Origin of the sequence: Flavobacterium sp. (assembly GCF_039916025.1) — a bacterium.
GTDB lineage: Bacteria > Bacteroidota > Bacteroidia > Flavobacteriales > Flavobacteriaceae > Flavobacterium.
The window spans coordinates 1-24,546 of record NZ_JBDSMB010000158.1; the positions used below are offsets into that span (position 1 = coordinate 1).

Genomic DNA, 24,546 nt, shown 5'->3' on the forward strand with positions numbered 1-24,546 from the left:
TCGATTTTATCGATATGAAAGATCCAGACAATCGCCAAGTGTTGTTCAACTTCCTTAGAGAAGAAATGAGCGACGATAAAGCCAAACACAAAATCTTACCGCCAAGTAAATTTGGATTAGTCCAAATTACCAGACAACGGGTAAGACCAGAAGTCAATATAGAAACAAGGGAAGAAAATCCAAATAATTTGACCAGCGACATTGACGCTCCAATTCAGATTATAGATAAAATTGGTTTTTCTCTTGAAAAAATTATCAATGGCCAGAAAAAAGTAACACTAAATGTGCATCCTTTTGTGGCAGCATACCTTAAAAAAGGTTTTCCATCATTACGTTCAAAATGGTTTTTTGAACATAAAAAGTGGGTGAAAATCATACCTCGTGACGCTTACACGTATTTGGAATATCATTTCTTTGATGAAAAAGGAAAAGAGATTTCAGAAAAATAAAAGAAACCGTCTCGTTACTATAACGAGACGGTTTTTTTGTTTAAGCTGACACGAGCGTAGCGAACTGACGCAGTAATTCAGTTCAGTTTTTGTAGCTGTTTCCGGCTGTCCGCGCTGCACGGTAGCTGGCTACCATCCGGGCTAAAAGAAATCTGCTTATCAACCCAATATCCTATAACTTTAAAAAGAAATCATATAATTAAGTCTATTATATATGAAATAACTTTGTACTATAACAATTACTAAAAAAGAAAAAAGTTATGATACAGCTAATCAAATCTCCCGATAATGTAGCGGCATTCAGAGCATTAGGAGAAGTTACCAAAAAAGATTACGAAGACGTAGTAGTTCCTGCCGTGGAAGCATTGGTTGCAAAAACTGATGAGCTCAATTTCCTGCTCGAACTCGATACAGATCTTGGAAATTATACCATGGGTGCATGGTTTGAAGATGCCATGATTGGTCTCAAAAATTTTGGGAAATGGCACAAAGCCGCAATTGTAAGTGATTCAGATAAAATAATAAGCTTTACAAATGCTTTCAGCTATATAGCTCCCGGCGAATACAAAGGCTTCAAAAAAGATGAACTTGATGTAGCCTTACTTTGGGTCGGAGATAAATAAATTTTTCTGTCGGTACGAAGACGAGGGATGACAGTTCGTCGAGGAGGCTGTAACAGGGCATGTACTTTCCGTCCCTTCGTGCATGTAATAACCTAACGTTGGCACTTTAAGTGGAAACCAATCAGCAACACGGCGGTTCGATAGAAAAAATTAAAAGTCCTCTCGTTTCTTAACGAGAGGACTTTTTTTATTGCTTATCAATTTTTACCTGCCTAAAAGTAAGATTGATTCTCGGCAAAACATCCCTTGCCGTTTTTGGAACCTGATGCTCCCAATAACTATTGGTTGGACCGGCCATTAATAAGAAAGAACCATGATATAATGGGATTTCTATATTGGGTATATGCTTCAAAAACTTATGCCGCAGACGAAACATCCGCGTTTCGCCAAAGGTTACCGAAGCTATATTCATATCCTTATTCGTGCTGGTTGTCTTATCGCTGTGCCATCCTACTCCATCATTCCCATTTCTGTATAAATTCAGCAAAACCGCATTGAATTTTATATGTGTTTCCATTTCAACTCTTTTTCTTATTGTCAGTAATTCCGGAGGCCAATTCGGGTTGGATTTCCGTTCAGGACGATTTGTATCGCCATACCACGAAACCATACGCGGAGCAGTTAGAATTTTATCATACATCGGCATCTCATACTCGCGCCAGGTTGTTTCGTTAAGCAGTGTGTTATAATACTCATCCGCTTCTTCCTTAACGAAGAAGTTGTCAATCAACAACAGGTCGCAATCAGGCTGGTCATAAACCTTTTTGCCTCGCACTCCTGAAGTGAACATTTCGGTGTCATCAAACAGAATCATCTTATTTCTTTACTTTTCCCGGATATTTTTCTGCATAACTATAAATCAATTGCATGATATATTGATTGCTTCGATAAGGTGTGACATAATCTTTTACTTCCGATGCTTCAACAAACGCAAGGTCTGAAGCAAAATAACCCATGCCATAAAAGTGTCCTTTTTCAACCCAGATACAACTGCGTTCGTCAGCACTCCTGCCTTTATCCATAATGGCAAAGCTTGGTCTGTTCTGCAGAAAAAAATGGATGGCATTTTCGAGTTGCTGATTGTGATGTTCAACTTCCGGTAAATTAGTGAGATCAGGTTGCGTTAAAACTTCTCCTTCACCTAGGCTTCCATATTTGCAAAACCGATAATCAATTTCAAATTGTTCGATAAGGCTTCGTAATAATCTTATCCCGTCGTATTCGCTATTGAAAACTTCTATGCACATCTGGTTTTTACTAAGCTTTCCCAGCACAAGATACTTGTAGCCGCTGCGGGCTTCATACTGATAAAGTCCGTATTTGGGTTCAAAGCGTTTTAAAGCTCTGTTATGCGTGGGCCATAATTTCTTGATTTCATTACATTCCAGCAACAACGCCATCAGTTCGGTAGCACAAACCTCAAACGAGATGCTGTATATATCTTTTAAGAAATTTTGCCGTTGCGGGTTGATGTTATGTCCGGTAAAATGAGAAGCTACGCGCTTTTTTATATTGACTGCTTTTCCAACATAGACTACCTTTTTTGCCTGGTCATAAAAATAATAGACGCCCGGTTTTTCAGGTAATTGTTCAAAATCAGCCGGAGGCAAATTGGGTGGCAATCGCTGGTCTTGTGAAGTCTTCTTAATCATTTTTTCCATTTCACCGTCGATATCCCATTCCAATAATCTGGAAAACAAAATGGTGGTAGCATCTGCATCGCCACCAGCTCGGTGTCTGTTTTCGATATTTATGTTTAATGAATTGCAAAGATTTCCCAAACTATAAGAACCAAGTCCCGGCTTAATTTTTCTTGTGGCGCGAACAGTACACAATTTTCTTGCGGTCCATTTGAATCCTGACCTTTCGAGTTCGTGGCGGACAAAAGAATAATCAAAGTTGACATTATGCGCGACGAAAATACGATCGGAAAGCATCTCCAATACTTTTTCTGCAATGTCATCAAATATCGGAGCATCACGAACGGTTTCATTGTTGATTCCGGTTAACGCAAAAATAGCAAGCGGAATATCCTTTTGCGGATTTACTAAAGATTCCCAGCGATCAATAATGGTTGTACCGTCATGGATTATAATAGCGATTTCAGTGATACGGCTGCCACTGGCGTTACCACCTGTGGTCTCGATATCGACTATCGCGAATTCCTGTTTCTTCATTTTATTGTGGTAAAATACTAGAACACAAAATTATGCGGAAATATCACTTTGATAATTATAAGTGTAGTGACAAATCCTCACATTAACATTCGTCGTGTATATTTTCTTATATTAGCAGGTGATATGAATGTGATGTTACGCATATATATAAGTTAGTGGCAATTACCACACATAACTGCAAATTTTACTAAATGAAAAAAATATTTTGGATTGTTATTTCTTTAATTACATGTAATTGTTTTAGTCAAATTGACAATAAGAATAGCGTAGAAAATAGCCTTATTGGAAAATGGTGTGGCACTGATTATAGTGAACATTCAGGATGCACTATACTTGACGATAAAGGTTTTGTTACTTTTACTTCAAAAGACAGAACTTTTGGAGGAGAGAATTATCAATATGGTGACAAAAATTATATTTATAAATATATAATTGATTATAGCAATTCACCAATACTTCTTGATTTCATTGTATATGTAAAAGGTATCGAGAAAGAAGAAAAACATTTTAAATCGATAGTTAGGTTTTTAGATAAAAACACAATAGAAATGAGAACAGGCGAAAAAAAATATCCAAAAAGATTTTCATCAAAAAAAGACAAACGAACTATAATTTTAAAGCGAGTAGAATAATAACTGCCACTAACAGCTGTTTCTCGCAATTGCGAATTTTGTGGTAAGTTCACGTTCACGTTTCGCAAGAATTTTTATCTTTAACAGAAAATAATTCGTTCCTAAGATCGCACTGACGCCAAGCCGCGTAACATTAGCGGTAAAATTAAAAACCCTTATCCTAATGGAAAACTTTACTATAACAACAAGAATGACATCCAAAAAATATGCAAAAGTGATGCTTATTGGACTCTATAAAAAGCCTGGATTCATACTTACTACTCTTTTCGGGCTTTATTATCTTACAGCATTGACTTATGAGTATTTGCATCCGGTAGAAAATTATGAAATTCCATATTATGAATTTTTAATAGGTGCATTTATTGTTTTTGCTCCTTTATTGATTGTCTTGATTTCGGTTAACCAATTTAATTCAAATCCAAGTTTTAGAAATGATATAAAATATACGTTTGGAGAAAATGGTTTACTTGTAGAAGGAACTACTTTCAAAGCAGAATATTTATGGGCACATATTATTAAACAAAAGGAAATTGGGAAATTCATAATTCTTTATCATACCAAAAAAATGGGAAACTTCATAGACAAGGAAAAGTTAACTTTAAATCAATTAGATTTTATTAAATCAAAAGTTGGCAAGATCAATTTTGCTAAAATATCGTCAACCGACTAAAAAATTTTAACATTTACTGCACAAAATTTTTTGGTTTTAAAATTATGTGCAAAAAATGTGGCAATTTTTTTTTAGAAAAAAAGTGTGCACTAATGTTAAAATAATTGAAGTTGAAGAGTAATAGTTTGAGCTCGACATTATCTTAACCTTGTGGTTTTAAATATATTCTACAGAATTATGCTAATTTATCACTTTAATTTTTATATTTGAAGTGATAAATCCTCACATCAATCTATCATGTCATTATTTTCAGATAATATAAAAGTCCTTAGAAACAAGAAAGGCGTTACACAGCAGGTCGTCGCAGATGGTTGCAGTGTGCCAAGAGATCGCTATGTAAAATACGAAGGTGGGATAAATCTTCCGCCTCCAGAGTTTCTGTTGGGAGTGTCAAGGTATTTTCACATCAGTATTGATATATTATTGTCTGTGGATTTGAGGAAAATCCCTGTGGATGATTTGCTTAAACTGGGAGATAACCGGATTTTATTGCCCATAATTGTCGACAAAAGCGGAAACAACTTTATAGAGATTGTCCCTCATAAAGCAAGAGCGGGTTATCTAAGTGGTTATGCCGATCCCGAATTTATTGAAAACCTGCAGCAAATAGCATTGCCATTTTTAGGCGCTGGTAAAATGAGGGCGTTCCCAATTGGTGGAGATTCGATGCCGCCACACACAGATAAGAGTTTTATTGTGGGAAGATATATTGAAAACCTTGGCGAAATAAAAAAAGATAAAACCTATATCATAATTACGCAAAGCGAGGGAATTACGTATAAGCGATTAAACAGTAAAAATGACGATTCGATAACTGTTGAACCGGACAATATTATTTACAGCCCTTATGATATCAAGCTTTCCGATGTGTTGGAAATTTGGGAATATGTAGCCCATATTGGACAAGACGATAATAAACCGTTTACCGAAACTGCTTCAATGGATAATTTGCTTTTGCAAATGAGCCGTGATATTAGTCAACTGAAAAACAGGCTTTAATAAACCCGAAAAACAAATTAGATAATTGTCTTTTTGTTTATCATTTGACCAGTAAACAAGCTAATTGCTATGAATACAACACCTATAATTGCCATTCCAAAAAAAACTAATATTCCAGGTCCACATTTCAATAATTCAGTCATCTTTTTATATTTTAAAAACTCAAAATTAGGCAGATGACGTTTAAAATAGTTATAAGATTCAGCTCCTGATTTCAATAATTCCCATAAGTTTCTAATCTTTCCTCAGATTTTTTTTGTAGCTGTTTCCGGCTATACGCTATATCTATTAAAAATAGATGAAAGATGAGGTAATCCGGGCTAGGGTTTAGTCTTTCCCTTCGACTGGGCTCAGGATGACAATCAAAGATTTAATCTTTGATGATTTCTATCTTCCTTCTTATATCATTCCCAAATTCATCTTCCACAGTGATATAATGAATACCTGTTTCGGCTTCAATCTGCATTTCGTGAAAGGTTTGCGTCGTTCCTTTATAGGCATTATCAACATACCAATAGAGTTTGGCTTCCTTGTTGGAATGCGCCACTTTTAGAATCACAGGCTGAATTTTACTATTGAAATCTTTGGCCAAATAAATCTTACTGTTTGTTTTCGGGTAAATAAAATCCATAGATGCTTGTTGCGTTTGCTGGCAATCATCTCTAAAAGGCGGCAATGGCTTGTAATCTATATGCAGGCTTTTATAATACCATTCCATAACCGGTGGCAGAACAAACCATTTTTTGGTCACAATATTGTCTACATCTTCACAACTGCTGTTTACTCTATATTGTTCCGTAGCATCCAAATGCACTAATTTATGATAGGCACAAACCGAAGTCTTCATCCCTTTTCTGGTAATCAATTGTTTGATTTTTGGACAATCATCCTGTGCTAAATGTCCGCTTAACGCACAAACATCAGCATATTGCAAATCGTTTAGCGGCGTTTGAAACCATTTTTTTCTTGGCAGCAAATTAAAAACATCAAATAAAATCGGCGCCGCACTTCCAACACCAGTCAATTCCGGTCTGCCTTCGCCATTTGCATTTCCAACCCAAACACCAACTACATAACGAGAGTTGGTTCCAATTGCCCAGGCATCGCGGTTTCCGAAACTTGTTCCGGTTTTCCATGCCAATTCCAACGACGAATCATAAAACTTCCAGGCTTCATCGCCTTCGGGACGATTGACTTCTTTCATTGCATTATAGGTCAGATAAATTGAACCAGCGCCCAATATCGTTTTTTGATAATTTGTTTCGCCATAATCCTGCTCAAAACCATGAACATAATTCAGTTCAGCAAATTCCTTTGTTCTGTACTTTCCATCAGAAGCGTTGAAATAATTCACCGTTGAAGACAAATTAGCATAGGTTCTGCACAAATCCCAAAGATTGCTTTCGGCACCGCCAAGAATCAGCGACAATCCATAATGATCCGGATGTTTGTTAATGTTTTTCAGCTTAAATTTCTGCAGCAATTCATAAAAATTATTTACTCCATGTTCCTGCAGCATTAAGACCGCCGGAATATTCAACGAACGAGACAAAGCACGCTGCGCCGGAACTGCGCCGTCAAAAGAGTGATTGAAATTCTCAGGCGTATATCCCGAAATCTGCGTTGGAATATCAGCCACTAAAGTATTAGGCAAAATTTCTCCTTCATCAAGCATCGAAGCAAACAACAGCGGTTTCAAAATGCTTCCCGTACTTCGTGGCGCCGAAATAACATCCACATCTTTGCCATGGAATTTATCCGTTGGCGAATTTCCAACATAACTGATGATGTTTCGGTTTTGAATATCGATAACAATCACAGCCAAATTATGCACTTCGTTTTGTTTGTACTGATTGTAATACTGAGTTGCGATTTGATTTACTCTGTTTTGCAACGAAATATCAATCGTGGTTTTGATGCGTTTCCCTTCATCCGTTTTGGCTACACGCTGTAATAAATGTGGTGCTATCTGTGGAACCAAATATGGTTTTTGTGGCAACGGTTCGGTAATCGACAATTGGTATGTAAGCTTATCAATGATTTTTTCATTGTATAATTTCAACAGCAATCCGTTGCGTTTTTTCAGTAACTTGATTTGATTTTTTCCCGGATAAATCAGGCTTGGTGCATTTGGTAAAACCGCCAAAGTAGCACTTTCTGCCCACGACAATTGATGTGACTGCACTCCGAAATAACGCCACGAAGCCATTTCCAAACCAACCACATTTCCGCCATAAGGTGCATGTGCAGCGTATAATTCGATGATTTTATCTTTGGAATAACGCAATTCTAAACGTGTCGCCAGAATCATTTCAATTCCTTTTTCGAAATACGTTCGCTTTTTGTTTTTGCGCGACAAACGAATAACCTGTTGTGTTAATGTACTTCCGCCACGAACCACTTTCCCAGCGTTTCTGTTTTGCTGAAATGCTTTGAACATCGCGATTGGATTGAAACCGGGATGATAGTAAAAATGTTCGTCTTCAAAATAGACAATGCATTTCTTGAACTTATCGGGAACACTGTCTTTTGCAGGAAAACGCCATTGTCCATCACGGGCGATTTTGGCAGCCAATAATTCGCCATCATTGCTTTCGATAACGGTGGAATACGGTTCTTCGAAAAGTGTGCGTGGCAACGAAAAGTAGTAAACCACCAACAGTATGAATACTGCGGCTGACTTCTTTGGGTTGCGTTTTATATAGTTAATGAAGCGCTGTCCTAACGCTTTTAGTTTTGTTTTCACGATTACAAAAATTCAAATGGATTACTGAATAGCCCCGATAGGAGAGTAAATCTTTTTTGTTTACAAAAAAATTGAAGCGAATAGCGGGAATTGCCATTCCTGATAATTCCCGAGCCACCCGCTCCTTATTTTTATTTAACTACTTCAACCCATTGCCCTTTTGTTCTTGCAAGGAAATCGTTGTCATACATAGCTTCGCATTGTAATCCCGGCAAATAATATTTGCCCAGATAAGAGGCGTTCAGCAGGATTTTGAATTTGCGTGTTTCACTGGCTTTCAGACCAAAATAGTAATTGGCCCGGTCGTCACGGATATCAATATAATCGGCGACATTACTGGTTGCATCTCCAAAATCGGTATAACGTGTATTTACAATTTCAAACCCGGAAGGCAGAATTTGTGACAACGCAATGTTTTCAACCCATTCATTTTTACGGTTTGTCAAAGTAACTTCGGCATAGAATTCGGTTCCCTGCGCAATTTTTGTAACCGAAATCGCTTTCCCTTTTCTGTCTTTGAAAACAACGCTGGCAGATAAATTATTCTGCATTACTTTTTCACTTCCAACAGGCAATATCCCACTATTCAATACACGAACAAATAGCGTATTGTTTTTGTTGTTTTTGATTGTAATGGCATTTCCTCCATTTTTCACAATCAAATTTCTTTGTGCTACCGTTTTGTTTGTATTGATAATTACTGCTTTTCCGCCATTTGAATATTGAACCGAAACGCCTTTGCTACCATTTGATTTGGCAAATTTTGACATCGCATACAAACCATAAGCTGTTGTTTGCGTGCTCATCCATCTGTCACTTGAAAGGTTTTTTGCCAGCTTGGTCGCCATAGCAAATGCTTTTTGTTTTTGCCCCAATAAAATCAATGTTTCCAATGCCATTGCTCTGTTTCTATCGGCTGAACCATAATAATAGTAATAATAGTCAGTATGATCCTGTTCATCTATAAACGATTTGCTCAACAATGCTAACCCGGCCGCATTTTGTTTTACCAATGCATAAGTCGCTGCCAATCGGAGTTTGCTTTCGTTAGAAATTCCGATAGTTTCACGCAGTCTGTTCATTGAAGCCAAATCTGGTGAACCTGCGAGCGCTAGTGTATACAATCGGTAAGCCTGCGCCATATCGTTGTAATATTGATTTTCGTAACGCCATTGCTTGGCCATTTTCCCTTGGTAAGCAATCCATTTTGATTTGAAGTTTATTGGCAGAACATAGCCTTTTTTCTCAGCTTCAATCAGGAAATGTCCGGCATAAGAACTTCCCCAATCATCAGCGGAACCTTCACCCGGCCAATAAGAGAAGCCGCCATTTGCCACTTGGAAATTACCCAGTTTTTGGATTGCTGCTGTTACATTTCGTTGAATATCCTGTTTGCGGACAGCGTCCAAATCCATTATATCAGTAAGATACAATTGAGGAAAAACCGAAGAAGTCGTTTGCTCTACACAACCATGAGGATATTGAATTAAATAGTTCAATCTTCGTCCAAAATCTACCGTTGGCACTGATGAAACTTCTACTCCTGCTTTATTGCTTCCGGTTACGCCAAAAGTTTTCCAGGTAATCGTTTTGGAACTATTTGGTTCAATCACAATATCAGAATAAGCATTCGTTACCAGGTTCGGATTGGTCACATCAATCTCTACAGAATAGGTTGATTTTTCTTTTCCTGAAGTCGCAATAATATCTATTTTACCAATTCCTGTAATACTTCCAACTTCTAAATTGAAGTATGCCATTTTTTCATCAGGCTCTGTGAAAGTTACTTTTTGTGTTGTACTTCCAATTACTTTAACTGCACTATTTGCCTTGATTTGAAGTGTTACGTTTTTGATTTGCTTTTCAGTCGCAAACAAGGTTACCGGAATAGTTACTTTTTCTGAAGGCGAAATTTTTCTTGGCAACGAAGCCAAAACCATCAACGGACTCCTAACTTGCGTAGCTTTTTCTGCCATTCCGTAAGCGCTGGTTTGTGCATCTGCAGCCACAACCATAGTCCGAACAGAACCAATATATTTTGGCAGCGTGATTTTAGTGTTTTTTGATTCGCCTTTCTTCAGTTCAAACGGACCATAATAAAGTACAACCGGTTTAAAACGATTCGCTTTTTTGGCTTTTCCTCCACCGGAATCAGCATCACCACCAATACTGAAAACCTGATTTACTTTTCCGCCATAAGCACCAATCACCTGATCATAAATATCCCAGGTTCTGACACCCAAAGCTTCACGTGTGTAGAAGCTATCCCAGGCATTTGGTGTTTTGAAACGAGTCAAATCAAGCAAACCTTCATCAACCACCGCGATGGTATACGTCATTTTCTTGCCGTGTTTTTCCGAAACTTTTACATTCACCGTTTGCTCCGGACGAAGCACATCCGGCATCGTAAGCTGTGGTTCCAAAACGGTATTTTTATCTACAACTTCGATTGGGACAATACCATACATTCTGATTGGCGAATCATTTTTGGTCGAAGCATGTGGTTGTAAAAGTGAAATATTGATATAGACATTCGGAGCCATTTCGCCAGTAATTGGCAGCTCAACTAAAGTTTCTCCTTTTTTGGTTTTTGCCCAAAGTGTTTTTACCACTTTTGTTCCATTTTCAATAGAAATCAAAGCTCTTCCGCCTTCGCTGGACGGGAAGAATATTTTGGCTACATCTCCAACGGCATAGTTGGTTTTATCGGTAGAAAAACGCAACATAGTAGCCGATTCACCATTACCGGCTCGTGATTCTGCTGACCAATAAGGTTCATCTATATATACTTTTGTTCCAGTCGCATGACCATCAGTTGGGTCGGAAACACGGATTAAATAATTTCCCCATTCTTCATTTCGTACAGAGAAAGAAATACTGGCTTTTCCTGAATAATCAGTACTAACAACATAGTTTTTATAGGCAATTGTTGAATTTGTCGTATTGTAATTTGACAAATTATCATTAGAAGCATCCCACCACCAACGTGATTCTAATTTGTAAACCCGGACTTCTAAATTTTTAACCGATTTTGGTTTTCCGTCTTCGCCAACAGTTACGATATCAAAACGATTGTCTCTTCCCGTTTCAATCATTCCATATTTGTTTGGCTCTGGAGATTTTACACCAACATAAGTTTTGTATGGAGAATACGTTGTAGATGCTACATCAGTACTAACATCGCCGCCGCTTTCATACACTTTTGTGATAAAAGCTGCGCGCAACATTCCAGGTGCTTGCCCTTGAATGCTTGGTTTTATCGGAATAGAAGCGCGACCGTTTCCATCGACTTTCCCGGAGAAAATATTAACTTCTTCTGTAGAGAAAGTTCTTGTCGGATCATCAAAAGTATATTTGTCATATCCTTTAAAAGTGGTGGACTGCTGGAAGAATTTGGCCTGAACTTCGGTTTTTAAATCTTTACCAACGGCGCCATGAAGCCATAAAACCTGAATGTTGTTGACATTGTTTTTGCTCGCAGAAAGAATAGGGTCGTTGAAACTATTCTTGATTTTCAAACGGTTTGGCTTGATGGTTTCAACCTTTATGCTTTTGTAAAAACGGGCGCCGCCAATGCTTACAACGGCTTCCCAATTCCCTGTTGGTGCGCTGTCTTGTGTTGGCACTACAAATTTGTAATGGTTGAGTTCATTCAGTTTTTGAACCGACTGATAAACTGTTTTTCCGTGTGGATCATTCAGTTTCAATTTTACAGGATGCGATGCCGGTAATTTGTTAGCATTGTCATTCAGAATAAAAGACAAATACATAGTATCGCCCGGACGCCAAACACCTCGTTCGCCATACAAATAGCCTTTCAGTCCTTTTTGTAAAGTCTCGCCTGAAACATCAAAATTACTGACCGATAATGAAAGTTCATCATCTAATTTAACATAAGTGCTTTGGTCGCCTTTAGTCACAATGGCGAAATAGGCAAATTTCTCCAATTGGAACGAAACCATTCCGTCTCCATCTGTTGATGAAGAAGCGATTTTTTGCTGTTGGTAATTGTATAAATCAACACAAGCGCCTCTAACCGGATCGGTAGAAACGATATCGCTCACCGCAATCACAACAGATTTATCCGTTCCTCTTTTGGCAATAACTCCTAAATCCGTAGCGAGAACATTGGTTCCAATTCTGGTGTTATAATAATAGTAACTGGTGCATGGATCTTCGCTTTCTCTCCATTCATAATCTCTTTCGTAATAATAATCATAGTTATCGCCACTATAATTAATGTCATCTTCGTTATCTTCTTCCTGTTCTTCGTTGTCGCCGTTATTTTCTGAAGTTGCTGTCGATGTCTCGCATTTATACAATGAATATTTCTTTTTATAAGAGAACTCAACACGATAAATTGCTCCCGGTTCCGGTTTTATAATCTTTGAAATATCCAAAGCGTAAGTATTCCATTTGGTATAATCCAATATGTTATTCTGCTTTAATTCGATAGTGGATTTGGCTACAGCCTGACTTACGCGTCTTAGGTTTCGTGTGCCATTAATTTCATTATCCTGCAAGAACTGCATGATATTATTCTTGTAAATTTTATAGATTTTTACATCAACCGCATTCAGATTAGCTGCCTCAAAGTTGATTTTTAAATTATTGGAACTTGGCAAAATAGTTCCGCTTTTTAATAATTTTACTCCGGGTTTTATCTGATCAAACATCAATTTTTCAGAATAGTTATTTTTCATTTTATAGCCATCAATGCTTTCAATTCCCTGAAAAACCTCAACCAGTTTGCTTCCCGAAAAAGATTGCTCGATAGCAACTGTAACTTCTGTAACCGCTGAAGCTACAGTCACTGTAGAATCCATAACTACCACTGTTGTGTCAACAGCCTCAGCTGCTCCAACTTCAACAGTGGAATTAGAATTTCCTTTATCAACTGAACCTGCAGGTTCTTTGTCATAAAACACTTTTAAAACATTTCCCATAGTGGAAAACTTCAGGTTATTTGTGTTTTCAATTGACACTAATCCTTTGAAATCCTGATCTTTTTTTAATGGATCCGAAAAGTTAATTAACACTGATTGGTTATTGGCATCGCCAACCTGGATTGTCAATACTTTAAACTGGTCTTTACCCGGAATCGGAAATTCTGTCTTTCCTTTTTGGTCAATATCTACATCATCACCATCCCAGATAATTTTTACTTTGCTTTCACTTTCAAAACGCTGAATACTGTCAATCATGAACTTGAACTCCGTTTTTGTACTGGTCGCTTTGTCAAATTTTATTTTTAAATCTTTGTCACTTTGTGTGGCCTTAATAATTTTCTGAGCTTCTTCAAAACTAAGATTGTCGGCAGTTTTTAGCGTTCCGTTCAAATAGTACCAATCTTTGCTGTATGATTGCAAATCCTGTGTATTCACAATAAAATCCTGCTTGATTGTTTTAACAGAAAAATTAAAATCCTTAAGTTCCTTTGGAACTTTATTGGTGATATCAGAAAGATGTAAGGTGATTTGGTACAACGTATTTTGATCCAATTTTTCTTTTGGAATAAATGCAATTGTATTGCTGGAAAGTGCTACTACTTTTCCACTTACGCTTGGCGAAATATCAAATAAATCTTCGTCTAATTCCTGATTGGGTTTCCAATCATTTTTGTTAAAGGCCAATTGAACCCTAAAATCGGAGTTGACCGAGACGAAACCAGATGAAAATCCTGTAATGTAATCTTTAAAAAGAGAAGGGTCTGAATCAAAATCGGAAGCCGATTTTTTAGAACAGGATTGCAATAAAAGAATTGCAACAAACAAGCCGAAAATCTTGTTGGTTTTCATGGATGTAAATGAATTATTTGTTAGAACTTATGCCTTGAGTGATTTTCCTCAATTAGCTATATAACGTTAAAAGTATCAAAATATTATCTGAAATATCAACTATTTTTTGGGAATATTTTTCCTGTAAATTTATTTTCTTTTGGAAGCAAAAAAGCGCAGCATTAAATCCGAACATTCCTTTGATAAAACTCCTTGAATTACTTGGGTTTTTGGGTGGATTGTTGTCCCTAAATTTTGGTAGCCCCGTTGTTCATCTGAAGCTCCAAAAACAATTTTTGAAATTTGGCTCCAATACAAAGCGCCAGCACACATTTGACAAGGTTCGATAGTTACATAAAGTGTGCACCCTTTTAAATATTTCCCGCCAATGAAATTCGCAGCCGAAGTTATGGCCTGCATTTCGGCATGAGCCGTAACATCATTGAGTATTTCGGTCAGATTGTGAGTTCTTGCAATGATTTTATTATCGATTACAATTACGGCTCCAACCGGTATTTCACCTTTTTCAAAAGCGAGTTCGGCTTCCTGCAAAGCTTTCTTCATAAAATATTCGTCGGTGAAAGGGCTTTCCATAAAACAAAAATACGATTTCAATTCGTACATTTGTCTCATGTCAAAAAAATTGCTCGAACATATAGTCAATCCAATCGATTTGCGAAAATTAGACGTTTCTCAATTGCCATTATTGGCAAAAGAATTGCGCGATTTTATCATTGATATTGTTTCGGTAAAAGAAGGTCATCTTGGCGCATCGCTTGGTGTTGTTGAGTTGACTATTGCTCTGCATTATGTTTTTGACACGCCAAATGATTTACTCGTTTGGGATGTTGGACATCAGGCATACGGACACAAAATCTTAACCGAAAGAAGAAAGAAATTTGATACCAATCGTCAGCTTGGCGGAATTTCAGGTTTCCCAAGACGCAGCGAAAGTATGTATGATACTTTTGGCGTTGGACATTCTTCAACATCTATTTCGGCAGCTTTAGGAATGGCGATTGCTTCTCAGCTTAAAGGCGAAAATAAACATCATATTGCGGTGATTGGTGATGCTTCAATTGCGAGCGGGATTGCCTTTGAGGGCTTGAATCATGCAGGCGTTACTGATGCTAATCTCTTAATAATCCTGAATGATAATGCTATCGGAATTGACCCAAGTGTTGGTGCTTTGAAAAACTATCTGACTGCAGTCAAAGACGGAAAAAATCCAAAACAAAACAATATAATTAAGTCACTGAATATTGATTATTCAGGGCCAATTGATGGTCATGATATTGATGGTTTAATCACCGAATTAGAACGTTTGAAAAAAGTAAAAGGACCTAAGTTTTTACACATCGTTACAACCAAAGGCAAAGGCTTACAACAAGCCGAAGATGATCAGGTAAAATATCATGCGCCGGGAAAATTCGATGCCGCAACTGGAGAACTAATCAAATCATCGACAGAAAACTTGCCACCAAAATTCCAGGATGTTTTTGGTTTGACATTGGTCGAATTGGCAAAAAATAATCCAAAGATTATCGGAATCACGCCTGCAATGCCAAGCGGGAGTTCGATGAAGTTTATGATGGATGCCTTCCCAAAAAGAGCTATTGATGTTGGTATTGCCGAGCAGCATGCAGTGACACTTTCGGCCGGAATGGCAACACAGGGAATGGTTGTTTTTTGCAACATTTATTCAACTTTTTTGCAACGTGCCTATGATCAGGTTATTCATGATGTCGCTTTACAAAATCTTCCGGTAATTTTCTGTTTAGACAGAGCAGGTTTGGTTGGAGAAGATGGCGCCACACACCACGGTGTTTTTGATTTGGCCTATTTGCGTTGCATTCCAAATATGATTATTTATGCTCCGAAAGATGAAATCGAATTACAAAACATTCTCTATACTGCTTCACTTGGATTAAAAAATCCTATTGCGATTCGTTATCCGCGAGGAAGAGGCAAAAATGCTGATTGGAAATTTCCAACAGACTTTCAGAAAATTGAAATCGGAAAATCCAAAAAGCTTAAAAAAGGAAAAAAAGTTGCTATTCTTTCTACAGGAACCATTGCCGACAATGTTACTGCAGCATTAAGCGGTATTGAAGATCCGGAACATCATTTTGCGCATTATCATTTTGGTTTCGTAAAACCTTTAGATGAAAAGAAACTGCACAAAATCTGTGATAAATTCTCGACAATAATTACTGTCGAAGATGGCGTTACAACAGGTGGTTTTGGAAGTGCTGTTTTAGAATTTTCTGCTAAAAATGATTACGTAAACGAAATCTTCCTTAACGGTGTTCCCGATTATTTTATCGAACATGGAACTGTTGACGAGCTGCAACAATTCTGTAACATTGATATCGATGGTTTGCGTTCGCTTTTTTCTGGTTTGCTTGAAGAAGAAGAGGAAGACGAAGATTAAGCCGTCACAATTTTGTTATACAGCAAAGCATTCCCGTCCGTCAGCATCGAAATGAAATGACAAATGTGTAGCAATCTATCGTATAACGTTTCCTTTTCTAAATGGTGCTTTTCCGGAAGGATTTTCAAAAGCAATTTATCGTAATTCGTAGCTTTTCCTTCGTGATTGTTATTGTACGCCGTGATGAATTTATCTAATAAATTATTGATGATTTGGTAACCAGACAATTCTTTTTCAATTACTTCGCGGCTTTGGTAAATGTTCTTTACACTCAACTTGATGATATCGTCCATTTGCGCTTTGTACTTGCTTTTATCGGTCAATGCAAAATGGAATTCGCCTTTTAGAATTGCTTCTTCATTTTCGATAAAAACTTTTACTGCATCGTTGATTAAGTTTCCAATTGCCAATGCGCGCAAATAACTAATGCGGTCTTCTTTGGTTGTCAGCGTTTGATATTTGGCTGTGTCAATCGTGTCTTTTACTAATTTGATTAAATATTCTAAAGCAAAATCTTCAGAAACCAATCCCAAATTTATTCCGTCTTCAAAATCGATAATAGTGTAGCAGATATCATCGGCAGCTTCGACTAAAAAAGCTAAAGGATGACGCTCAAAACCAATATCATTTCCGGTTTTATTAGGAATCATTCCCAATTCTTCAGCGACTTCTTTAAAGAAATCTTTGTCAGATTGAAAGAAACCGTATTTTTTGTCAGAGATGTTTTTTGTTGGTTTTTTTGGCAGGCTTTCTTTTGGATATTTCATAAACGCACCCAAAACAGCATACGTCAAACGCAAACTTCCTTCAATTCCCGGACGTGAACTTGAAAGCACCGAAAAACCATTAGCATTTCCTTCAAAATCAATTAAATCCTGCCATTGTTTATCCGTTAGTTGGTCTTTGTATTGTTGCCCTTTTCCGATAGAAAAATATTCGCCAATTGCTTTTTCACCTGAATGCCCGAATGGTGGATTTCCAATATCGTGTGCTAACGAAGCCGCAGCAACGATGGCTCCAAAATCGTTCATATGATAACCGTGGACTTCTTTTAAATGCGGATATTTTTCAAGAATTTTTTTACCAACCAATCTTCCTATCGAACGCCCAACTACGGAAACTTCCAAACTGTGTGTCAAACGTGTGTGCACAAAATCGGTTTTGGAAAGTGGAATAACCTGGGTTTTATCCTGTAAACTCCTGAATGCGGCCGAGAAAATAATTCGGTCATAATCAACTTCAAAGCCCAAGCGCGTGTCGTCTTGCTCCACACGTAAACGCTTGCTCGTATCGCCCTGACGTTTTAAAGATAAAAGTTGTTCCCAGTTCATTTTAATTTAGGATTAAGGATTTTTGGAATTAGGATTTGAACAAATATAACTTATTTTATGATTTTCTTCATGCAAACGCTGTTGGCAACGCCAATATATTGCCCAAAGTTTTCTGTGATTTGATAACCCAGTTTTTGATACAAGCCAATCGCATCAACCTGCATGAATCCGGTTTCGAGTATGAAAGTGGTGTAGTTTTCTTCTTTTGCCCAGGTTTCTAATTCGGTTAAAATGGCTTTGGCAATTCCTTTTCCTCGAGATTCCGGTAACGTGTACATTCGTTTAATTTCGGCAACGTTGGGTTCAAATTCTTTATAGGCACCAATGCCAACAACTTTGCCATTTTCATAGCAAATTATGGCATTCTTAAGTAAGCTGGTTTTATTAAACTGCGCATAAAAAGCGTGGTCTTCACCATCCAGAATTCGCAAATAAGCATCCAGTTCAATAACTAAATTGCCAAAATCTTCATTGTCTGATGTGGTTCTTACCAATGTTATCACAACTCTTCTGTTTTCCCGATTTCTTTGAAAGAATAAAACAACTCTTTTTTGATTGCCAGTTCTTCTTTTTTAACCACATAAGTTTTGGCAAGACTGTCATGCCAACCTCTGCAGGGAGATCCAAAAAAGGAAAGTGCATCAAATGGAATTAATCGGCAAATTGTCCGCAACAAAATAGCATGACTTGTTGGTTTATCTCCGTTCTCATCCACCACTATGGTTTTGGTAATTAATTTTCCAACTGTAGTTGAAAAGAATGCTTCAAATACATTGTAATAAATCAATATTAAAAAAATACCTAAAGTAAATTCCTGTAGTTTCCCCATTTCTGCAAAGAAAGTCACAATTCCGGGCGCATCAAATAAGACGCTTAGAAGTCCGGCGATAAAGCCGATTATTCCAAAAATGATTAGTCGCATAACATAATCAATGACAACATTAAGAAATCGTTGTCCGTTCGATGCTAAAATATCATCGGTTACTTCAAATGGTGGTTGGTAATTATCTTCCATATCTATTCTTTCTGGTTTGCTAAAAAGAAGTTTCGTGACTTCTTAGGGTACAAATTATAACTTTTATCACTCGGATTAGCAATCACCGTTTTGATATTGATTTCGTCACCAAGCTTAAAGCTGGCTTCGGTATATTTATAATCCAACAGGTATTCACCGCAAAAATAATTGCCGTCTTTGTCTTTTTCTATAATTCCTGTATAAACTCCTTTTTTATCTTTTGACATGGGATTTTAATTTGAATTCAAAGGTAGTTAAAAACCAAATGGACATCAACTAAGTCTTTAACTTTTTGGAGTTATTTTGTAGAAGCTCTATCACTTTTTATATCTTTGAAAATATGATTATTATATTTCACAACAACAAAAGGGTTTGTCGTGTTCTTTCTGCGGAACATGATATAGTTGAATATTCTAAAAATGATACCATAGCTTTGGTAATTTTAAAACTTGCAACGGCATTTCCCGAAAAAAAAATAGCGTGGTGCCATCAATCGATGGAAAATCAATTAAACACGGATTTTATCAAAAAATATGATGCCTATAAAAATGCTTTGTTTTCGTTCCGGCAGGCGGCAGGCAATTATCTGACTGACGCCATTGGTTATGTTGAGAATTGCCCTTTTATCAATATTCCCAAAATAAAAACCTATCCTACGTGGCTCATGTCCAGTACTGTGGGATTTGCGCATGCTTCTGTGTTTTTAAAAATTAAAGATGCCATCAAACCAGATGCAAATTTTGATTATTTCTTAAATTCTTTGGCCAAAACCTATTTTACGTTGGGCTTGTTTTGTTATTCTGAGCCAGCTTTGCTCCATAATGGAATTGCCGTTAATAATGCTCCGACACAAAAAGCATCACGGTTTACGCTCTTCAGGTTTGTTAAGCAGCATTACCGGATTCGATGGATTTTCCTGTTACTTTTTAATTATATGGTGTATGAAAGAAAGTTGCCTTTGCTGCCTTTTCTTTTTTCTTTTGTTTATAAACGGGTAAATCCAGGTAAATATGACATCTCTGATGTCCCGTTTTTACCCCATTCCGGAATTGGCCCTGAAGACACTGTAGATGTTTTGATTCCAACTATTGGCAGAAAAAAATACCTGTATGATACGCTTCAGGATTTAAAAAATCAGGATCATCCTCCTGTTAATGTTATCATTGTTGAACAAAATGCAGATCCGAATATGGGTTCTGAATTAGATTATCTTACTCATGAAACCTGGCCTTTTATCATAAAACATACATTTACCCATAGAATAGGTGCTGTTAATGCGCGAAATATTGCCCTGAAGCAATTGGAAAGCAAATGGGTTTTCTTCGCTGATGACGATATCCGCATTGAAAACTCGTTTTTGTCTGAATGTATATTGAATTGTAAAAATTATGGCAAGAAAGCCATCACCCTTTCCTGTTTGCAGAAAGATGAAAAATTCATAGATTCTTTACCCTTTCAATGGGGAAGTTTTGGCACCTGCAGTAGTTTTGTGCTATCCGAGATTCTACAGGATATCCGTTTTAACCTGGGAATTGAATTAGGTTATGGTGAGGACTATGAATATGGAAAACAAATACGGGCATCAGGTACCGACGTGTTATTTTTCTCTAAGCCAAAAATATTCCACCTCAAAGCTCCGATGGGTGGATTCCGAACTAAATTCAAATTTGACTGGCATGGTGAAAAGGTTCAACCTAAGCCGTCTCCGACCGTGATGCTTTATAAATTACTCCACCAAAACATTGAAGAAATCAGAGGTTACAAAACGGTTTTGTTTTTTAAATATTATAAAAGGCAATCCGTCAAAAATCCTTTTAAATACACAATCAAATTTAAAAAGGAATGGAATCAGAGTGTTTTTTGGGCTAATAAATTAAATGAAAAGAATCAAACATAAAAAAAACAGCCATCTTTCGACAGCTGCTTCTCAATTATTAATTCAATTTTTAATACTTCCTTTATTATGAACCGCACATTTCGCAATCGTCCGGACCAGCGTTTCTCGCTTGTTCTACCATTGCTTTGAAATCTTCGGCTGTCATTTCGCCTGTTTCGTTTGGCGCTACAACTTCAACTGCTACCGGTTCTGCAACCTGTGCGGTTGGTTCTGCTTTTTTATCGTTGTTCAATGTGAACTTGATAGCATCAACTGCAGCTTTAGTTCTCAAATAGTACATTCCAGTTTTCAATCCGCTTTGCCATGCATAGAAATGCATTGACGTCAGTTTCGCATAGTTGGCATCCTGCATAAATAAGTTCAACGATTGCGATTGGTCAATGAAATAACCTCTGTGACGCGACATATCGATGATGTCTTTCATAGACATTTCCCAAACAGTTTTGTACAATTCTTTCAAATCTTCCGGAATATCAAGGTTCTGAACCGAACCATTGTTACGCATTAATTGTTGTTTCAAATCTTCGGTCCAAAGTCCACGTTTTACCAAATCTTCAAGTAAATGTTTGTTTACCACGATGAATTCTCCAGACAAAACACGACGTGTATAAATGTTTGAAGTATAAGGTTCGAATGCTTCGTTGTTTCCTAAAATTTGTGATGTAGAAGCTGTCGGCATCGGCGCAACCAATAGTGAGTTTCTAACTCCATGTTTCATAACCTCTTTTCTCAAAGCTGCCCAATCCCAACGACCGGAAAGTTCCTCGTCTTTGATGTTCCAAAGATTGTGTTGGAATTCTCCTTCTGAAATTGGCGAACCTTTAAAAGTAGAATATGGCCCCTCAACTTTTGCTTCTTCCATCGAAGCGGTTACTGCTGCGAAGTATAAAGTTTCGAAAATTTCCTGATTCAGTTTTTTAGCTTCGTCGCTTGTGAAAGGCATTCTCAACAAAATGAAAGCATCAGCCAGACCTTGTACACCCAATCCAACCGGACGGTGACGAAGGTTAGAGTTTTCGGCTTCTTTTACCGGATAGTAATTTCTGTCGATTACTCTGTTTAAGTTTCTGGTTACGCGTTTTGTTACGTTGTATAACAATTCGTGATTGAATTCACCGTTTTCAACAAACATTGGTAACGAAAGCGAAGCCAAATTACAAACTGCAATTTCGTCTTCAGAAGTGTACTCCATGATTTCGGTACAAAGGTTTGACGAACGGATTGTTCCCAAATTCTTTTGGTTCGATTTTCTGTTTGCTGCATCTTTATACAACATATATGGCGTTCCGGTTTCGATTTGTGATTCGAGGATTTTCTCCCAAAGCTCACGCGCTTTAACCGTTTTTCTTCCTTTGTTTTGTGCTTCATATGAGGTGTATAATGCTTCGAATTCGTCTCCATAAACATCACATAATCCTGGGCATTCGTTCGGGCACATCAGTGTCCATGTAGTATCTTCCTGAACGCGTTTCATGAATAAATCCGATGTCCACATCGCGAAGAATAAATCACGTGCACGCATTTCTTCTTTTCCGGTATTCTTTTTCAAATCCAAAAATTCGAAAATATCAGCATGCCAGGTTTCCAAATAAATCGCGAAACTTCCTTTACGTTTTCCGCCACCTTGATCTACATAACGAGCTGTATCATTGAAAACTCTCAACATCGGAACGATTCCGTTTGAAGTTCCGTTTGTACCACGAATATAGGATCCTGTCGCACGAACATTGTGAATTGACAATCCAATTCCTCCTGCTGATTGTGAAATTTTTGCTGTTTGTTTTAGTGTATCGTAAATTCCGTCGATGCTGTCGTCTTTCATTGTCAATAAGAAACAAGAAGACATTTGTGGCTTTGGCGTTCCTGCGTTAAACAAGGTTGGCGTTGCATGCGTAAAAAACTTTTTCGACATCAAATCGTAAGTTTCGATTACGGATTCTAAGTCGTTTAAGTGAATTCCAACCGCAACACGCATCAACATATGTTGTGGACGTTCAACGATTTTTCCGTTGATTTTTAACAAATACGAACGCTCTAAAGTTTTGAAACCAAAGTAATCGTAATTGAAATCACGGTTGTAAATGATATGTGAATTTAAATATTCTGCATTAGCTTGAATAGCTTCGTGCACTTCATCAGATAATAATGGTGCTTTTTGACCATTTCTTGGATTTACATAAAAGTACATTTCTTTCATGGTTTCCGAGAATGATTTATTGGTGTTTTTATGCAAGTTAGAAATCGCGATACGCGCTGCTAATTGTGCATAATCCGGGTGTGCAATTGTCATGGAAGCGGCAGTTTCTGCAGCTAAGTTGTCAAGTTCTGAAGTAGTAACTCCGTCATACAAGCCTTCGATTACACGCATGGTGACTTTTACTGCGTCGACCAAATCGTTCAATCCGTAACATAATTTTTTAATTCTGTCCGTGATCTTGTCGAACATTACTGGCTCTTTGTGGCCGTCTCTTTTTACTACATACATAAGCTTGTCGTTTTTAAAAACAGAAAATCCCTTCGCTGCTTTTGGTTATTTGTAATTTAGCTTTTAGCTGTCAGGCATCAGCTTTTAGCTTTTTTTTAGCCTGAGGTGGTATTCTTGATAATGATTTTAGCTGATAGCTAACTGCTAAAAGCTTGGTGCTAATTAAAAATCAGCGTCGAAACTGATTTTTCCAGATTCTGAATCGGTGTTCATTACGCCTGCTTTTTGGTATTCTGCAACGCGTTTTTCGAAGAAATTGGTTTTTCCCTGTAACGAAATCATGTCCATAAAATCGAATGGATTGCTTGAGTTGTATACTCTTTTGCAACCTAATTCTACCAATAATCTATCGGCAACGAATTCTAAATATTGTGTCATTAAACCAGCGTTCATCCCAATCAAACTAACAGGAAGCGATTCGGTAACAAACTCACGCTCGATGTCTAAAGCATCGGTAATAATTTCTGCAATTCTGGCTTTTGAAACTTTGTGAATCAAATGGTGGTTGTGTAAATGCACGGCGAAATCGCAGTGAACACCTTCGTCACGTGAAATTAATTCATTTGAAAATGTTAAGCCTGGCATTAATCCACGCTTTTTCAACCAGTAAATTGAACAGAATGCTCCTGAGAAAAATATTCCTTCAACAGCTGCAAAAGCAATCAATCTTTCGGCAAACGAATCAGAACTAATCCATTTTAAAGCCCAATCTGCTTTTTTCTTAATCGCCGGAAAAACTTCCAATGCGTTGAAAAGCTGCGCTTTTTCGGCTTCGTCTTTCACGTAAGTATCAATCAAAAGCGAATAGGTTTCGCTGTGGATATTTTCCATCATGATTTGGAAACCGTAGAAAAACTTAGCTTCCGGATATTGCACTTCGTTTACAAAATTCTCAGCCAAATTCTCATTTACAATTCCGTCAGAAGCCGCGAAAAAAGCTAAAATGTGCTTGATAAAATATTTCTCATCATCATTCAGTTTGTTGTTCCAATCAGACAAATCCTGGTGCAAATCAATTTCTTCTGCAGTCCAGAAACTGGCTTCCATTTTTTTGTACCAATCCCATATATCGTGATGTTTTATTGGGAAAATCACGAAGCGGTTTTTGTTTTCTTGTAAAATTGGTTCTATGCTGGCCATTTTGAATTTGTCTTTTTAATATTTGGATGATTTCTTATTGAAATCTGTATGTTACAAAGATTACTAAATGAAACGTAAAATGGAAGTTAAACTTATTCACAATACGCTCTAGTTTTTAACATTTTTAACAAATTACTGTTCGTAATGTGTTTTTTGTATCGTATTGATTTT

The 24,546-nt window shown here is 37.3% G+C and carries 18 protein-coding genes; 7 read left to right on the plus strand and 11 right to left on the minus strand.

Annotated features, from left to right (window positions below; genetic code table 11):
• Positions 1–449 (plus strand): ribonuclease E/G (locus ABIQ27_RS12160; RefSeq protein ID WP_348034169.1); only part of this gene is annotated, 449 nt, incomplete at its 5' end.
• A gap of 260 nt (positions 450–709) precedes the next feature.
• The gene (locus tag ABIQ27_RS12165) at positions 710–1,072 is read left to right on the plus strand and encodes an STAS/SEC14 domain-containing protein (protein WP_348034170.1); all 363 of its coding nucleotides are present in this window, start codon (positions 710–712) and stop codon (positions 1,070–1,072) included.
• 187 nt (positions 1,073–1,259) lie between these two features.
• On the opposite strand, the gene ABIQ27_RS12170 is transcribed toward ABIQ27_RS12165, so the two are convergent.
• Complete coding sequence (locus ABIQ27_RS12170) at positions 1,260–1,886, minus strand: alpha-ketoglutarate-dependent dioxygenase AlkB (protein ID WP_348034171.1); 627 nt, start codon at positions 1,884–1,886, stop codon at positions 1,260–1,262.
• 1 nt (position 1,887) lies between these two features.
• On the minus strand, positions 1,888–3,249 hold the full coding sequence (locus tag ABIQ27_RS12175) for an exonuclease domain-containing protein (protein WP_348034172.1): 1,362 nt from the start codon (positions 3,247–3,249) through the stop codon (positions 1,888–1,890).
• 191 nt (positions 3,250–3,440) lie between these two features.
• Here ABIQ27_RS12175 and ABIQ27_RS12180 point away from each other — a divergent pair, with 191 nt between their 5' ends.
• The 3 genes from ABIQ27_RS12180 to ABIQ27_RS12190 all read left to right on the plus strand — a co-directional run bounded on the left by ABIQ27_RS12180 (position 3,441) and on the right by ABIQ27_RS12190 (position 5,550).
• A complete protein-coding gene (locus tag ABIQ27_RS12180; RefSeq protein WP_348034173.1) occupies positions 3,441–3,881 on the plus strand; it encodes a hypothetical protein in 441 nt (146 codons plus the stop codon).
• Positions 3,882–4,044: 163 nt separating this feature from the next.
• Complete coding sequence (locus tag ABIQ27_RS12185) at positions 4,045–4,551, plus strand: YcxB family protein (protein ID WP_348034174.1); 507 nt, start codon at positions 4,045–4,047, stop codon at positions 4,549–4,551.
• Between the two features lie 237 nt (positions 4,552–4,788).
• The gene (locus tag ABIQ27_RS12190; protein ID WP_348034175.1) at positions 4,789–5,550 is read left to right on the plus strand and encodes an XRE family transcriptional regulator; all 762 of its coding nucleotides are present in this window, start codon (positions 4,789–4,791) and stop codon (positions 5,548–5,550) included.
• 370 nt (positions 5,551–5,920) lie between these two features.
• Here the strand turns inward: ABIQ27_RS12190 and pbpC are convergent, their stop codons facing one another.
• From pbpC to ABIQ27_RS12205, 3 genes are all read right to left on the minus strand, one after another.
• Complete coding sequence (gene pbpC / locus ABIQ27_RS12195; protein WP_348034176.1) at positions 5,921–8,296, minus strand: penicillin-binding protein 1C; 2,376 nt, start codon at positions 8,294–8,296, stop codon at positions 5,921–5,923.
• 131 nt (positions 8,297–8,427) lie between these two features.
• Positions 8,428–14,094: an MG2 domain-containing protein gene (locus ABIQ27_RS12200; protein ID WP_348034177.1), complete on the minus strand. Its 5,667-nt coding sequence runs from the start codon at positions 14,092–14,094 to the stop codon at positions 8,428–8,430.
• Between the two features lie 129 nt (positions 14,095–14,223).
• On the minus strand, positions 14,224–14,667 hold the full coding sequence (locus tag ABIQ27_RS12205; protein ID WP_348034212.1) for a nucleoside deaminase: 444 nt from the start codon (positions 14,665–14,667) through the stop codon (positions 14,224–14,226).
• Positions 14,668–14,704: 37 nt separating this feature from the next.
• On the opposite strand from ABIQ27_RS12205, the gene ABIQ27_RS12210 reads away from it, so the two are divergent.
• Positions 14,705–16,507: a 1-deoxy-D-xylulose-5-phosphate synthase gene (locus ABIQ27_RS12210; RefSeq protein ID WP_348034178.1), complete on the plus strand. Its 1,803-nt coding sequence runs from the start codon at positions 14,705–14,707 to the stop codon at positions 16,505–16,507.
• Here the strand turns inward: ABIQ27_RS12210 and ABIQ27_RS12215 are convergent.
• From ABIQ27_RS12215 to ABIQ27_RS12230, 4 genes are read right to left on the minus strand one after another with little or no spacing between them, the layout of a single operon-like run.
• Complete coding sequence (locus ABIQ27_RS12215) at positions 16,504–17,838, minus strand: deoxyguanosinetriphosphate triphosphohydrolase (protein ID WP_348034179.1); 1,335 nt, start codon at positions 17,836–17,838, stop codon at positions 16,504–16,506. The two genes, ABIQ27_RS12210 and ABIQ27_RS12215, sit on opposite strands and share 4 nt — an antisense overlap.
• 50 nt (positions 17,839–17,888) lie before the next feature.
• Positions 17,889–18,341, minus strand: coding sequence for a GNAT family N-acetyltransferase (locus ABIQ27_RS12220; protein WP_348034180.1), 453 nt, complete (start codon positions 18,339–18,341; stop codon positions 17,889–17,891).
• Positions 18,338–18,853, minus strand: a complete 516-nt coding sequence (locus tag ABIQ27_RS12225; RefSeq protein WP_348034181.1) for an RDD family protein — start codon at positions 18,851–18,853, stop codon at positions 18,338–18,340. The genes ABIQ27_RS12220 and ABIQ27_RS12225 overlap by 4 nt, the downstream gene beginning before the upstream one ends.
• 2 nt (positions 18,854–18,855) lie before the next feature.
• On the minus strand, positions 18,856–19,080 hold the full coding sequence (locus ABIQ27_RS12230; protein WP_348034182.1) for a hypothetical protein: 225 nt from the start codon (positions 19,078–19,080) through the stop codon (positions 18,856–18,858).
• Between the two features lie 113 nt (positions 19,081–19,193).
• Here ABIQ27_RS12230 and ABIQ27_RS12235 point away from each other — a divergent pair, with 113 nt between their 5' ends.
• On the plus strand, positions 19,194–20,750 hold the full coding sequence (locus ABIQ27_RS12235) for a glycosyltransferase family A protein (protein ID WP_348034183.1): 1,557 nt from the start codon (positions 19,194–19,196) through the stop codon (positions 20,748–20,750).
• A gap of 64 nt (positions 20,751–20,814) precedes the next feature.
• Here the strand turns inward: ABIQ27_RS12235 and ABIQ27_RS12240 are convergent, their stop codons facing one another.
• Positions 20,815–23,235 (minus strand): ribonucleoside-diphosphate reductase subunit alpha, encoded by a 2,421-nt coding sequence (locus ABIQ27_RS12240; protein WP_348034184.1) that lies wholly within the window; start codon positions 23,233–23,235, stop codon positions 20,815–20,817.
• Positions 23,236–23,397: 162 nt separating this feature from the next.
• On the minus strand, positions 23,398–24,375 hold the full coding sequence (locus ABIQ27_RS12245; protein ID WP_348034185.1) for a ribonucleotide-diphosphate reductase subunit beta: 978 nt from the start codon (positions 24,373–24,375) through the stop codon (positions 23,398–23,400).
• Between the last annotated feature and the right edge of the window lie 171 nt (positions 24,376–24,546).